Annotated in this window: 12 protein-coding genes and 1 pseudogene; 5 read left to right on the forward strand and 8 right to left on the reverse strand. The window is 52.8% G+C overall.

What is annotated here, in order from left to right; genetic code table 11:
- Positions 1–14: 14 nt before the first annotated feature.
- Entirely contained in the window at positions 15–2,501 is a 2,487-nt protein-coding gene (locus tag HNR55_RS11280; protein WP_166115596.1) for a TonB-dependent receptor, read from the reverse strand.
- A gap of 10 nt (positions 2,502–2,511) precedes the next feature.
- A complete protein-coding gene (locus HNR55_RS11285) occupies positions 2,512–3,930 on the reverse strand; it encodes an amino acid permease (protein WP_166115594.1) in 1,419 nt (472 codons plus the stop codon).
- 104 nt (positions 3,931–4,034) lie between these two features.
- On the opposite strand from HNR55_RS11285, the gene HNR55_RS11290 reads away from it, so the two are divergent.
- A complete protein-coding gene (locus tag HNR55_RS11290) occupies positions 4,035–4,898 on the forward strand; it encodes a LysR family transcriptional regulator (protein ID WP_166115592.1) in 864 nt (287 codons plus the stop codon).
- A gap of 102 nt (positions 4,899–5,000) precedes the next feature.
- Here HNR55_RS11290 and HNR55_RS11295 read toward each other — a convergent pair whose 3' ends face one another.
- The 4 genes from HNR55_RS11295 to HNR55_RS11310 all read right to left on the reverse strand — a co-directional run bounded on the left by HNR55_RS11295 (position 5,001) and on the right by HNR55_RS11310 (position 8,986).
- Positions 5,001–5,768, reverse strand: a complete 768-nt coding sequence (locus HNR55_RS11295) for an SDR family NAD(P)-dependent oxidoreductase (RefSeq protein ID WP_242005570.1) — start codon at positions 5,766–5,768, stop codon at positions 5,001–5,003.
- Between the two features lie 42 nt (positions 5,769–5,810).
- A complete protein-coding gene (locus HNR55_RS11300; protein WP_166115590.1) occupies positions 5,811–6,587 on the reverse strand; it encodes an aldolase in 777 nt (258 codons plus the stop codon).
- 139 nt (positions 6,588–6,726) lie between these two features.
- Positions 6,727–7,560, reverse strand: coding sequence for a DMT family transporter (locus HNR55_RS11305; RefSeq protein ID WP_166115588.1), 834 nt, complete (start codon positions 7,558–7,560; stop codon positions 6,727–6,729).
- Positions 7,561–7,681: 121 nt separating this feature from the next.
- Positions 7,682–8,986, reverse strand: a complete 1,305-nt coding sequence (locus HNR55_RS11310) for an aspartate aminotransferase family protein (RefSeq protein WP_166115586.1) — start codon at positions 8,984–8,986, stop codon at positions 7,682–7,684.
- Between the two features lie 234 nt (positions 8,987–9,220).
- Between HNR55_RS11310 and HNR55_RS11315 the strand changes: the two genes are divergently transcribed.
- Both HNR55_RS11315 and HNR55_RS17290 read left to right on the forward strand, forming a co-directional pair.
- Complete coding sequence (locus HNR55_RS11315; protein WP_166115584.1) at positions 9,221–9,514, forward strand: DUF1330 domain-containing protein; 294 nt, start codon at positions 9,221–9,223, stop codon at positions 9,512–9,514.
- Positions 9,515–9,579: 65 nt separating this feature from the next.
- A pseudogene (locus HNR55_RS17290) lies at positions 9,580–9,703 on the forward strand (IS481 family transposase); the annotation flags it as partial.
- A gap of 4 nt (positions 9,704–9,707) precedes the next feature.
- Here the strand turns inward: HNR55_RS17290 and HNR55_RS11320 are convergent.
- Positions 9,708–10,649, reverse strand: coding sequence for an alpha/beta hydrolase (locus HNR55_RS11320; RefSeq protein WP_166115582.1), 942 nt, complete (start codon positions 10,647–10,649; stop codon positions 9,708–9,710).
- Between the two features lie 370 nt (positions 10,650–11,019).
- Between HNR55_RS11320 and HNR55_RS17295 the strand changes: the two genes are divergently transcribed.
- A complete protein-coding gene (locus HNR55_RS17295; protein ID WP_373318163.1) occupies positions 11,020–11,208 on the forward strand; it encodes a hypothetical protein in 189 nt (62 codons plus the stop codon).
- Positions 11,209–11,420: 212 nt separating this feature from the next.
- Here HNR55_RS17295 and HNR55_RS11330 read toward each other — a convergent pair whose 3' ends face one another.
- A complete protein-coding gene (locus HNR55_RS11330; RefSeq protein WP_166115580.1) occupies positions 11,421–11,783 on the reverse strand; it encodes a winged helix-turn-helix transcriptional regulator in 363 nt (120 codons plus the stop codon).
- 115 nt (positions 11,784–11,898) lie between these two features.
- Here HNR55_RS11330 and HNR55_RS11335 point away from each other — a divergent pair, with 115 nt between their 5' ends.
- Positions 11,899–13,023: an alkene reductase gene (locus HNR55_RS11335; protein ID WP_166115578.1), complete on the forward strand. Its 1,125-nt coding sequence runs from the start codon at positions 11,899–11,901 to the stop codon at positions 13,021–13,023.
- The last annotated feature ends 3 nt before the right edge of the window (positions 13,024–13,026 follow it).

Raw genomic sequence — 13,026 nt, forward strand, 5'->3', positions numbered from 1 at the left:
TGTTATGAAAACTCCTAGAAATCAATTTGAATGGAGCCGAAAAACTGCCGGGGTGCGCCAAGAAGTATTGACTGATTCTGCCCATTGGGGTCGCTCATGAGAAAGCCGTTCTGCCCGACTGTGGCTGCATATTTAATGTTGGCTATGTTATAGACATTGAAAGAAACAACAGCATGTTTCATAAATTCAAGTCCTTTATGGTACTGGCCGATGTTGCCCAGATCATAACGTAAACCGGCGTTGGTCAGCCAATAGCTGGGAAGTTTGTAGTCTCCGGTGTAGGAGTAATTTCGTTGCCCCATGAAGGATGAATCAACGAAAACTTCTGCTTTGCGCCATGCATAGGATGCTCGCAGTTTGTACATGAGCTGCGGGTAGTCTACGACCTGTTTGCCAGCTGTGTAGTAGGGTGTGCCCTGAGAGCTCATATTGTTATTATAAGTGGCATGGTTGTAGCTGATACTACCGCTGATTGCCAAACCCGTTACAGGTGTAAGCGTAACGCCGGCGTCCACACCATTCATGGTGACACCGCCAACATTCTGTACTGTCGCCAGCAAGTTAGTGAGTGTGCCGCCGGTTACAACCTGTTGCAGACGGTTGTGGAAGTCCGTGTGATAAAGGTAGATGCTGCCTTGCAGGAGCTGGTCCATATAACGGTAACCAACAGCGTAGTTCCATGCTGTTTCTGGCCGTAAAGAGTTTTTCACCGAGTCATAGGCCGCTTGTGATACAGCCATAGGTGATGCTGTCAAATTATAGCCTGATTCCGAGTAGGCGTGGGCATTCTCAGAGACATCAAAGAACAGTTCGTGATGTTTCAGGAAATGCCAGTCTCCGCTGATATGCGGGAGAAATGCATATGCTGTTGTCAGGCTTTCACCCCCGGTAATTGCGCTGACACCAGTAAAGGGCTGATAGTTACCATTTTCCTGCACACGAGACGTGTTGAGCATGGACTTGAAGCCAAAATGCAAGGCCAGATTGGAGACCGGATGATACGTGTCGCTGAAAAAGGCTGTAAACGTATTGGTATTATAAGTCTGACCCCACAGAAGCCGCCCGGCTGAAGGCGGAGTGCCGTATTGATCCCACATACCTCCCTCATTAGGGAAAGGTACAGCATAACCAAATTCGTTTGAGATATACTTGTTATTTTCGTACCATACGCCAGCGGAAAGGTCGTTATGAGCAATGTTGTAATCAATGCTGGACAAAATGCCATAACGGTGGATTTTTGGACGTTTGGTCTGTTCAAACATAGGGTTGCCATTCAGGTCAACCTTATCGTTCGTGCAATACTGGGCATCTGCACTGGTGTAGGTCGGATCGGCAATATTATAATTGCCACCGCAGCCATATGGGTTGGTATATGTGCCACGAGAAGTCTGATCGTGTCCGTAAACGGTTGTTTTCCAGTGTAGTCTGTCTGCCAGAACCAGGTCTGATGACATGCCGCCAAACAGATCGTATTCCATGCTTGTGCTATCGTAGTAAGAGGAATCACGCGCATCATAAATATTGCTGGGAAGATTTTTACCTATCGCGTAATTGTAGGCATTACGCCAGCTATTTTGGGTACCAATGAAGTTATCAATCATTGGACCATTGTGTTTCAGCCAATAAGGCGAATAGTCCTGATAGTTTGTCTGTTGCAGATTATCCCAGTCAAAAAAGGCGCTGAATTTACTCTGTTGTCCAATAGGCTGCACAAGCTTGGCATTGACCTGTTGCATGAACTGATCGCTGCCGCCTTTCCATTTGTCGGTTTCATTACGCATATAGGAGGTAAAGAACTTGGTTCCGGTGCTGTTCAGTTCTCCGCTGTCAATGCGTGCAAACGTGTGCCACATATTGTTGCTACCGAATGTCTGCAACAATGTCCCGCCTCTTTTGGCAGCGGGTGTACGGCTGACGTAGTTGATTGAACCACCGAGATTGTTGGTGCTGGCCACGGATTCAGCACCAGCACTCTGCGTTACATCAAGACGTTCCACGTTCTCAGAGGAAATGGCTGCAACAGGGTTAAGACCGTTGTAATTACGATAAACCGGTTCCCCCAACGGCATGCCGTCCAGTGTCATGCCGATTTCGCTTTGGGAAAAACCGTGCATATACAGGTTGACTGAATAAGTATCCACCCCCTGAGGGTCATCCGACTGAAAGGCGACACCGGGCATTTGAGCAAGAGCCTTGAGTGGATTGGTTCCTGGCACCTGCTTTTCCAGTAAAGCCTTGCCGACAACAACTTCGGTGCCACGTACGCGACGGCGTGTTGAAACCGATAGTTCTTCGCTTTTTGCATGCAGACTTGCAGATGAGCGCGGTTTGCGTTTGGCTAAAGCGGCAGGACTGGTTAGCACTGCGACCGAAGAAGAATGACTGCTCGCTCCCTGTCGTTTGGATATATTGGCAGTTTCCTTGGCAGCGGCGAACGCACCGGCAGGGAAAAATGCTGTCGTGATTAAAAGGCCACGCATCACTAGGGATTTTGTATTCATAGGCCAATCCTTATATAGCGTGCTCTGGCGGAATGCCCTGAGCCTGTGCCAGTGGAGGGGAGGACTGATTGTGTCTGTGACGAAGCCTGCTGTTGAGGCAGCCGAACAATGCAAGCACGACTAGAGTTGTTATGCTGCAGAGGATCTGCATGCGGGTGGATGGAGAGAGAGCCATCATCATGAAGATAAAAAGTACCGACGCTACGACAGACCATGACAGGTATGGGAAAAGCCAGACATGCAGAGATATTTTTGTCTGACCTGCTTGTTGCAGGAGGTAACGCTGGCGAATATGTGCGAGGGCGATGACAAGGTAGTTAAACAGGATTACCGCACCAGATGCATTGATAAGAAAGTAAAGGAACTTACTGTTGAAGCCGACTGCAATAAGCGAAAAAAGCAGCGTGCTGGCACCGCCCGCCAGCACAGAGGCTACAGGCACACCGCGCCAGTGTTTACGCCACTGGGATGGACCTTCTCCGTGAACCGAGAGATCTGCGAGAACGCGGGATGTTACGTAAATAGAAGAATTAAGGGATGACAGGACCGCGGAACAGACAACAACTGTCATGATACCTGTCAGCCCATTGATACCGATATGTCCAAGAGATTGCAGAAACGGAGAACTATTGAGGTCGATTTTGTCCCACTGTAGCATGCAAAGGACAAAAAATAGCCCACCCACATAAAAGACCAGGATACGCAAAGCGACCGTTTTGACCGCGACAGAAACGGAACGAGACGGATCTTCCGTTTCGCAGGCGGCAACTGTTGCAATCTCGGCCCCGGCGAATGTGAACATTACAGCGGGCAGAATGGCGACGACATCACGCCAGCCATGCGGAGAAAATCCACCGTGTTGCCATAGATGGGTGATTGATGTCCCGCGGTAGCCAATGACAAGAAAAAGTGTACCTACGACCATAAATGCAATAATGGTGGTAATTTTAATGCATGAGAGCCAGAATTCGGCCTCGCCAAAACTTCTGACTGAAATAAGGTTGGTCAACGTCATCACCGCGACGCAGATCACAACCACCGTAACAGGAGAAAAATGTGTCACAGGGGCAAGGATGGTAGCGGCTGCCACAGCCTCCACGGTTGCGGTAACAATCCAGTAGAGCCAATAGGACCACCCAACCATGAAGGCCATAAACGGACCGAAAACACGCCGGATTTGATGGACGAAATTACCTCTGGCGTTTCCGTTTAATGAAAGCTCGCCGAGCATACGCATCAAAAGGAAAACAAGGAGTCCATCAACCATATACGCCACCAGGATGGCCGGACCAGCTATATGGATGGTTGACGACGTGCTGACAAAAAGTCCTGCCCCGATGACCCCGCCCATAGCAATCATGCTCATGTGGCGCGTCTTTAGCGTGGTTTGTGCAGCGACATCGACATTTGGCTTGCTGGTTGGACTCATTCTCGGTCGCTCACGAAGTTTTCGTTCCGTAATCAAAATAACAAATGGACGGCCAAGATAGAAATGAATAATTTAAATATAGCAGATAAGGATTCCTGATTCGAATGCGTTACAATCTTGATATCGACCTTGTCCGGTCCTTTTGCGCTGTGGTTGACTTTGGGTCATTCAGTGTGGCGGCTGATTATATAGGGCGTACCCAGTCTGCCCTGAGCATGCAGATACAAAAGCTGGAGAAAATTACCGGTTGTGCGCTGCTTATCCGCAATGGGCGCGGGGTTATGCCTACCGCCAAAGGTCAGAGATTTGTGGTATATGCCCGTAATCTCTTGCAGTTGCATGATCGGGCACTGCTGGATGTAACAGATCAGGATATAACGGGAGAAGTCAGTTTTGGTTGTCCGGATGACTTTGGATTATCCGTCCTGCCCAATGTATTGAAGCTCTATGCCCAGACACATCCAAATGTAAGGCTTAATATTACGTGCGCACCATCCCCACGTTTACTGGAGCTTTATAAAAATAATCAGGTTGATATCATTTTATGCAGCTATTATTACGAAGAACATATGGCTTGCCTGAAAAGAGAAAGTCTGGTCTGGGTTGCTGCTCCGGAATTCAGGCTTTCATTGGACCAGCCGATTCCTCTTGTCATATCAGAGAGTCAGGCGCGTGAACATGAGGCCGCCATTCGGGTTTTCAGTCAACAGAATATTTCGTATTGCATACAATACACAACAGAAAACACATGTGCACTTCTGGGAATATTGCGTTCAGGTCTGGTCATGGCGGCCATGATCAGGAGTGCCGTACCAGATGATTTAAAAATTCTTTCGTTGGAGAGCGTACTGCCACCATTGCCGCAACTGGCGATGGCATGCCACCATGCCTCCCATAAAACCGGCTTACTGACCGACGCCCTGTATGCCTGTATCGCGCAAACCCTGCAAAATCAGGATACCCGTTAGAACATCTGACGCAACAGAGTGGACATCCTGTTTTTACTAAGCCGCTTTTTACAAGAAGAGTCTGGCAAACCACCGACGCAGTTTGCCAGAATGAATGTGTTTTCAGCCCATGGTGCGGTCAACAGCCAGCCCTGCGGCTGCCTGACAGGTTGGCATCATTTCAATATAATTTACATTCATATGCGGCGGGCAGCCTACAATCCATGAAACTGTGTTGGCGATGTCTTCCGGGGTCAGGGGGGATGTATTTTCATAGACCGCCTCTGCCTTGTTTCCGTCTTTCAGACGCACCAGACTAAATTCACTCCCACCGCATAGACCGGGTGCCACATTTGTTACTCTTATGGATTTTCCCAGTAAATCGCTGCGCAGATTCTGTGTAAACTGATCCACAAATGCTTTGCTGGCACCGTAGACATTGGAGCCGGGGTAGGGGTACCGTCCTGCGGTGCTACCCAGAAAAATAAGATGACCACGGTTGCGCTGCACCATACCCGGCAGCAGGGCGCGGGTTGTTTCTACAATACCGCCAATATTGGTTGCGATCATGGTTTCCCAGTCGTCAATATTGGTCTCCCAGGCTTTTTGCAGCCCCAGGGCAAGACCTGCATTGTTGACGAGCACGTCCACATTCCGCCAACCAGCGGGCAGACTGGTTGGGAGGGCCCGGACCGCTGCGTTGTCTGCCACATCCAGCGGCCAGGGCAGTACGGCTTCGCCCTGTTCCTTGGCAAGTGCGTGAAGGCGTTCCTCACGCCGTCCCGTTGCGATGACGCGGTAACCGTCTTTGATCAGCTTACGGGTAATCGCGGTACCAAAGCCTGCGGTGGCGCCGGTTACAAGTGCTACGGGCATGGAATCAAGCGTCATGGTGTCACCTCATTATGAATCTGCGGAGTGTATGGAGGGCGGTTACAGGCCAATCTGGCGTCGGATGGATGCAAGGTGCAGGCGGGCAGACCGGGCATCCTCTTCGCGCATCTGTCTGGCGGTATGGGAGGCGACTTCTGGTGGAACGGGGATAAGCCTGCGTCCTGTTGCCATGGCCAGACACTGGACTTCTGCCGCCCGCTCCAGATAGTACAGGTCATCCCATGCCTGTGCTATCTCAGTTGCCAGTACCATGACGCCATGATGACGCATGAAGAGAATATCTGCATTCCCGGCAGCGGCTGCAATTCTGTCACCTTCGGTCACGTCGAGGGCCAGACCGTTAAATTTTGTGTCTACTGCAATCCGGCCATAGAATTTAAGGGCTGTCTGACCTGCGAATAAAAGCGGGTCCCCCTCGGTCATGGAAAGGGCTGTGGCGTATGGCATGTGGGTGTGAAAAGCAGCGCGTGCACGGGGGCAATTTTTGTGAACGCGCGCGTGGATGTAGAAGGCGGTTGCTTCTGGCACGCCATCGCCAGCGAGTACATGCTCCTCATAGTCGCAGATCAGGAGCCGTTCGGGCGTCACCTCGGCAAAGGACAGGCCATAGGGATTGACAAGAAACAGGTCATCATGGCCGGGCACGACTGCGGAAAAATGGTTGCATATTCCTTCCGCCAGTCCCAGACGGGCGGCCATTTGCAGACAGGCGGAAAGATCCTTACGCGCTTCCCATATTTCGGGGGTATCGAGATTCCTGCTGTTGCTCAGAAAAGCAGCATCAGGAGCAAGGGAGGAAGCAATCTGATGCGCCATGTCTGTTAATAGCCTTCGTATGTTGATATTTCAGAATGAAACGATATCGATATGAATAATATTTTTACCTAACAGAATAAAGAAAGTTATTATAATAGCTCCTTTCAGTATTCCTTATACGGCAGGGCAGGTTCGGTGCTCAGGACAATCGCAGGATCATGGCCCCGGATGCGATGATACAGGCCCCCGCGATACGCCGTTGACTGACCGGTTCGCGTAGAACAAAAACTGAAATGAGTGTGACAAAGAGGATGGAGGTTTCGCGCAGAGCTGCAACAACGGCAATGGGTGCGTAAGTCATAGCCCATAAGGCAAGACCGTAGGACACAATGGTGCAGGCGCCTCCAACTGCTCCATAGGACCAGTTTTTTACGGCATATCGTCTTATTCTGGCAGGATGTCGCACCATGGACCAGCCCATGAGTGGCAGACCGGTTAGCAAAAAAATCCACAACGTATAGGCCGCCGGAGCATGGGAAAGCCTGACACCCATGCCATCTACCAGTGTGTAGCAGGCAATAATCGCGGCTATCAGGAGTGCAAGAAACACGCCGGATCTTTGTGAGCGGGCATGGATGGTGGTCATGCAGAGAATACCGGCACAGATCACGCAGACACCCAGCCATGCCGTGGGTGGCAGGGTCTCTTTTTGAACAAACAGGTTGAGTATGGCAACCAGCAGAGGGGCTCCCCCCCGCATAACCGGATAGGCCAGACCTATATCGACAATATGGTAGACACGGGCAACGAGCGTATAATAAACAACCTGTAATACGGCTGACAGAACAATATAAGGCCAGCTTGCCATTTGCGGAGATGGTAGAAAAGGCAGAAAAATTACAGCAAAACCAGTCGCCGAGGCTGTTACAAGTGTTGTGGTTAAAAACTTGTCTGGAGCACTTTTAACCAGCGTATTCCAGAGTGCATGCAGCAATGCGGCAAACAGGATGATGGAAAAGAGAAATACGCTCATGGTTTTGTCTTGTTATGCCCATGTAAGGTGCAGGTGGAGGATATGGTATATTTGTGCAAAGACCACAGGCTACCCGGATGTGGGCCTGCGTACGGGTTTCTGTAAGAAGAAAAATGATGACTCATGCATAGGTTTTTTTGATCGCCTGCCCGATAAGATCAATCCCCATATCAATTTCTTCCTCGCTGACCGTCAGAGGAGGGGCAATGCGGAAAACACCTCCCATTCCGGGCAACTGAACAATATTCATGCTGAGGCCCATGTCCATACAGGCATGCGTTATGGCTGCCCCCCGATCATTGTCAGGTGTTCTGGCCTGATGATCCTTGACGATTTCCATCCCCAGCAGCAGACCTCGTCCACGAATATCTCCAATACAGTCATAGCGTTGCTGCAACGCTTTCAGGCCAGATCGCAGGCGCGCTCCCATCGTATGGGCGCGTTCAGCCAGACCATCGCGCTGGACAATTTCGAGCACCTTAAGGCCCACCGCAGCCGGCATGGGGTCGGATACATGGGTGGTATAGAAGAGATAGCCACGTTCGTGGGCCATGTCTTCTATAGCCGCGCTGGTAATTGTGGCGGCTAAAGGTAAGCCAGCCCCAAGGGTTTTGGAAAGGGTCAGAATATCGGGCACAATATGATCACGCTCAAAGGCATACATAAGGCCGGTGCGACCCATGCCTGTCTGTGCTTCATCCACAATCAGCAACATGCCCCGATCGTGACATTTTTTTTGCAGGGCGGTCAGGTAGCCTTCTGGCAGGTCGATGATTCCGCCCGAGCTCAGAATAGGCTCGGCAATGAATGCGGCCAGATTACCGGTTGACTGCTGGTCTATCAGGTCAAAAGCATAGTCGAGCTCGGCCGCCCAGTCATACACCCCATTTTTTTCAAACCTGGGACGATAGGGAAATGGGGTCGGTATGGCAAAAGAGCCAACGGCGGAGGGACCAACCCCTTTGCGGCCCGCACTGTAGGTGGCGGATGCAGCGGCCCCGGTCATGCCATGCCATGACTGGGCAAAACTGACGATTTCGTATTTTCCGGTTACCAGTTTTGCCATACGAATGGCGGCTTCGTTGGATTCCGCGCCAGTGCTGAGGAAGAGGCAGCGGTCCAGCCCCTCGGGCAGAGTTCTGGTCAACGCTGTTGCCAGATTGACAACCGGCCGTGACAGCATGCCACTGAAAAGATGGTCAAGTGTACTACTGTATTCTGATATGACACTCGAAATTTCAGGGTGGCAATGACCCAGTAAAGCGCTCATCTGACCAGACGTAAAATCAAGTATCGCGCGGCCATTGGCATCGTATAGAAAACTGCCTTTAGCTGATTCTATAATCAGTTTTTCAAATGTCCCACCGTAACGAATAAGATGGTGGTGTACGTTATGCCAAAAAACTGTGTCGTTATTCATATCCATGCGAACCACCGGGACTGGTTAGCTATTTTCCGATATTTTCATACAGTATCGTATTAAAATGACTTTCAGTAACGAATAAATCTAATATTACCCATCAGGATAAATGATACGATATAAAAATGATCGTGAGCGGGGTTGCGACCTCCATTCAATTTTGAGATGTTGAAGAAGAACTGGTCCGACATCAGATTGTCCGGGAATGCCGCAACCCATGAGTGTCAGGGGATAAAAATTATGAGCGCATATGTTGTTTTTACGCGTGAGAGCACTGAGGATAGTGCGGAACTCGATACGTATATGAATACAGTTGCGCCGACGTTTGAAGGGCATCCGATCAAATTTCTCGCCCTCTATGGCAAGCTGGATAAGTTGGAAGGCACTGGCCCGGAAGGGATTGTCATTCTCGAGTTTCCCAGCATGGCAGACGCGCAGGCGTGGTATAACAGCCCATCTTATCAGGCTGTCGCTGCACACAGGCACAAAGGTGCTACGTACCGCGTGACCATTGTAGAGGGGCAATCGCCATAAGATAGTTCAGTGTTCGGGTTCAGGATGTGATGGTGTGGTGGTCTCATATGCGAGGATGGACGCATATGGGGCGGATAAGTCGTGGGAGTGACCACCACGCATGTCGTGTGAGCCGCGATACAGCGATCGAAAGCTTCGCTCGCGGTGCTGAATGGTGATTACGGGATCAATCCGCACACAGCGGCGCAGGGTGTCAGATAAACTGGTGCCCGGCCATCCACTGTTCGGCCATTCTGGGCCACTGCATTGTTGCGGTTTCTGGTTTTCCGAGACCAAAACCGTGGCCACCGGTGGGAAACAGGTGACGCACGACCTCTACATGATTTTGGTCGCAGGCCGCTTGAAGAATTGCGGTATTGGCCGGGTCTGACACGGGATCGTCCGCCGCCTGTACGAGGAAGAACGGCGCCAGCCCCGGATGAATATGTGTCTGCACGGACCAGCGCGCGCTTTCGGCAGGGCTTGGATGATCGCCGATCAGGACGCTTCTCGTGGACGTGTGCTGATACGGTGGTTCCAGTGTTACAATGGGATAGATCAGCAACGTCAGATCGGGACGGCCCGATATCTGATCCACCAGGTCGAGCGGCGCATAGGATAGCTGATTTGCGCAGGCTGTCTGCATACCCAGCAAATGAGCGCCAGCAGAAAAACCGACTATTCCCACACGGCGCGGGTCGATGCCAAAATGGCGTGCCTGACCGCGGATGATGCGAATGGCGCGCTCCGCGTCCTGAAAAGGCGCGGATCTGCCGACAGTCCAGCCCTCTTTTGGGAGGCGATAGGTCAGGATGAAGCTTGTCACCCCGATAGAAGCCAGCCACCGGGCGGTGGGCATGGCTTCCTTCCCGTTTTCGACCCGTTTATACCCGCCGCCCCCTGCGATCAGCATCGCGGCTCCGTTGGGTTTTACGGGACGAAGGACCGTCAGTGTCGGCACCGCAATGTTTGTGACGGCCCCGCTGCTGGAGACATGCTCGCCTGAAGCGGGGCCTCCACCACCCGGCGGCGGTCCGTGCCAGATTGGAAAGCCGGATGAAGGCGCGTTCGGCATCGCATCCTGCCGACGATTTTCTGCGTCAGGCGTGGAGATCTGTGCGTGGGCGCCGCTCGAAACGATGGTCGCCGCTGCCATCAATGAGCTGCTTATGAGCGTGCGTCTGCCAATCACGTTCGCTTCTTTCTGATCCGGGTCATCGGCTGAAGGCTACGCAGATCGGGCAGGTCGCCTCCTGCGTTCGGTACGGAAATAAAATATGGCATGATTTCTGGTACGCCACAAAAAACATGCCTGCGAGGGGGTACTCACCCTTAAAAAAAAGGCGGGATTGTTTTAGGAATATCCTGCTGCAGCGTCATGGGAGTGTCTCTTCCTTGCAGGCATACGGAGCGCGTATATGAAAATAAATACTGTAACACTGGGGGTTATCCTGTGTGTGACAATTTCGAGCGCGCAGGCTCAGGTCGTCATGATGGGTCCCCCGCCGCCCGCACCACGTGAGATGATGATTGCACCGCCGGGAGCACCGGAGAGGTTTGTATGGGACCCCGGACACTGGAAGAGGCATCGCGGGCGCTATGTCTGGATTCCGGGCCATTGGATTGCCCGGCCGATGCCGAGACTCATCTGGGTTCCGGGTTCGTGGCGGGCAGGCCCGGGGGGATGGGTCTGGATTGCAGGACATTGGCGATAAGGGTCCTGCACGCACTGGAAGACGGGATGACGTGTCAGGCAGCATGACGACACGTCCTTGCCCGAGACACCACCGCGTGTCGTCAGTGAACTGCTGATATTGGAGGCTGTGCTGACATATTCAGGTCAGCACTCCATATTGCGGCCGCCTGTCTGCCGTGTTGCTTTTGGGGGGAGCGTCGCTGTGATTGCAGCATGGGACAGCGGTCGGTTTCAGTCAGCGGTAGTGTTTCGCTGGATAGAATGCGCATACCGATCTCCCCACGTCTTGAGCGCCTGAATGACAGGTTTCAGCGTTTTTCCCACATCGGTCAGGGCGTATTCCACATGCGGCGGAACCTCGGGAAAAACAGTCCGCGAAATCAGCCCGTCCGCCTGTAGTTCCCGAAGCTGGTTGGTGAGCATGCGCTGTGTGACATTGGGCAGGCGGCGGCGCAGTTCACCAAACCGCAGCACCTCGTCCTCGAACAGGTGATACAGGATCAGCGCCTTCCACTTCCCGCCAAAGAGTTCGAGCGTGGCTTCCACCGTGTAGCCGGGACTGCACCCCAGCGTGGTGTGACGGATGCGGGGCATGGTATCATTCCTGACACTAGTGGCGATTTATGTGCGTTCTTGCGCAAACATGAGGCCGGGTCAATGTTTACATGAGGACCAGATGAATGGTCTGTGTTTGTGAACAAGGTTGATCATGTCTTCATCTTCTTTATTCAGCCTCGTGCGACTGGGCGACCTGCGTCTTGAGAACAGGATATTCCTGCCGCCGCTGACCCGCTGCCGCAGCACACAGCCCGGTGATATCGCCAACGTACTGATGGCGGACTATTACGCCCAGCGTACGCAGGCGGGTTTCCTGATTACCGAAGGCACCCAGATCGAACCCCGTGGTCAGGGCTATGCCTGGACGCCGGGCATTTACTCACCCGGGCAGATCGCGGGCTGGAAATGCGTCACAGATGCCGTGCATGCAAAGCGGCGCCCCATTTTTGCGCAGTTGTGGCATGTCGGTCGTGTTTCTCATCGGGTGTTACAACCCGGCCACGAAGCGCCGGTTGCCCCATCTGCCGTGGCGGCAACTGGTGTAAACGTGTTCATTCCCACAGGGCCGGGTACGGGCAAACTGGTGCCACCAGACATGCCACGCGCTCTGTCCGTCCCCGAAATCCATGACCTTGTGGAACTGTATGCCCATGCGGCGCGTAATGCTCTGGCAGCCGGGTTCGATGGTGTGGAAATCCATGCGGCCAATGGCTACCTGATCAACCAGTTCATCTCCGAGCGTGCCAATTTCCGCACCGATGCTTATGGCGGGAGTCTCTCCAACCGTCTGCGCTTCCTGCGTGAGGTGGTGGAGGCCGTGTCCGCTGTGGTCACGCCCGACAGGATGGGCGTGCGGTTTTCTCCGCTGTTCGGCATACCCACAGAAGAGCGCGTCTATCTGGGCCTGCTGGAGGGTAATCCGCAGGAGACCTACACGCAGGCTGTACGGGTTCTGGCCGAAGCTGGTGTCGCCTATGTCTCGCTGGCTGAGGCCGACTGGGACAACGCGCCCGAAATGCCAGACGCCTTTCGTGCCGGTGTGCGTGACATCTTTGGTGGTCGCATCCTGTATGCGGGCCGTTACGACCTGCACAGGGCGCAGCAGGCGCTGGCGCATGGCTGGGCGGACATGATCGGCTTCGGGCGAAAGTTCATCGCCAATCCGGACCTGCCTGCACGGCTGGAACATGGCTGGCCGCTTAATCCCCTCGATCCGGCGACCATGTATGGCGGCGGTGCGCATGGTTACACCGATTATCCTTTCCATACTGAGTAACCG

The sequence above is a fragment of the Acetobacter lovaniensis genome (genome assembly GCF_014207635.1).
GTDB classification, from domain to species: domain Bacteria; phylum Pseudomonadota; class Alphaproteobacteria; order Acetobacterales; family Acetobacteraceae; genus Acetobacter; species Acetobacter lovaniensis.

Bases quoted from the DNA above. Each gene is read 5' to 3' on its own strand.
- HNR55_RS11305 (WP_166115588.1), bottom strand. From the start codon at position 7,560: ATGAGCGTATTTCTCTTTTCCATCATCCTGTTTGCCGCATTGCTGCAT.
- HNR55_RS11300 (WP_166115590.1), bottom strand. From the start codon at position 6,587: ATGGCGCATCAGATTGCTTCCTCCCTTGCTCCTGATGCTGCTTTTCTG.
- HNR55_RS11310 (WP_166115586.1), bottom strand. From the start codon at position 8,986: ATGGATATGAATAACGACACAGTTTTTTGGCATAACGTACACCACCAT.
- HNR55_RS11295 (WP_242005570.1), bottom strand. From the start codon at position 5,768: ATGACGCTTGATTCCATGCCCGTAGCACTTGTAACCGGCGCCACCGCA.
- HNR55_RS11280 (WP_166115596.1), bottom strand. From the start codon at position 2,501: ATGAATACAAAATCCCTAGTGATGCGTGGCCTTTTAATCACGACAGCA.
- HNR55_RS11330 (WP_166115580.1), bottom strand. From the start codon at position 11,783: ATGCCCCGCATCCGTCACACCACGCTGGGGTGCAGTCCCGGCTACACG.
- HNR55_RS11285 (WP_166115594.1), bottom strand. From the start codon at position 3,930: ATGAGTCCAACCAGCAAGCCAAATGTCGATGTCGCTGCACAAACCACG.
- HNR55_RS11335 (WP_166115578.1), top strand. From the start codon at position 11,899: ATGTCTTCATCTTCTTTATTCAGCCTCGTGCGACTGGGCGACCTGCGT.
- HNR55_RS11320 (WP_166115582.1), bottom strand. From the start codon at position 10,649: ATGGCAGCGGCGACCATCGTTTCGAGCGGCGCCCACGCACAGATCTCC.
- HNR55_RS17295 (WP_373318163.1), top strand. From the start codon at position 11,020: ATGATTGCACCGCCGGGAGCACCGGAGAGGTTTGTATGGGACCCCGGA.
- HNR55_RS11290 (WP_166115592.1), top strand. From the start codon at position 4,035: ATGCGTTACAATCTTGATATCGACCTTGTCCGGTCCTTTTGCGCTGTG.
- HNR55_RS11315 (WP_166115584.1), top strand. From the start codon at position 9,221: ATGAGCGCATATGTTGTTTTTACGCGTGAGAGCACTGAGGATAGTGCG.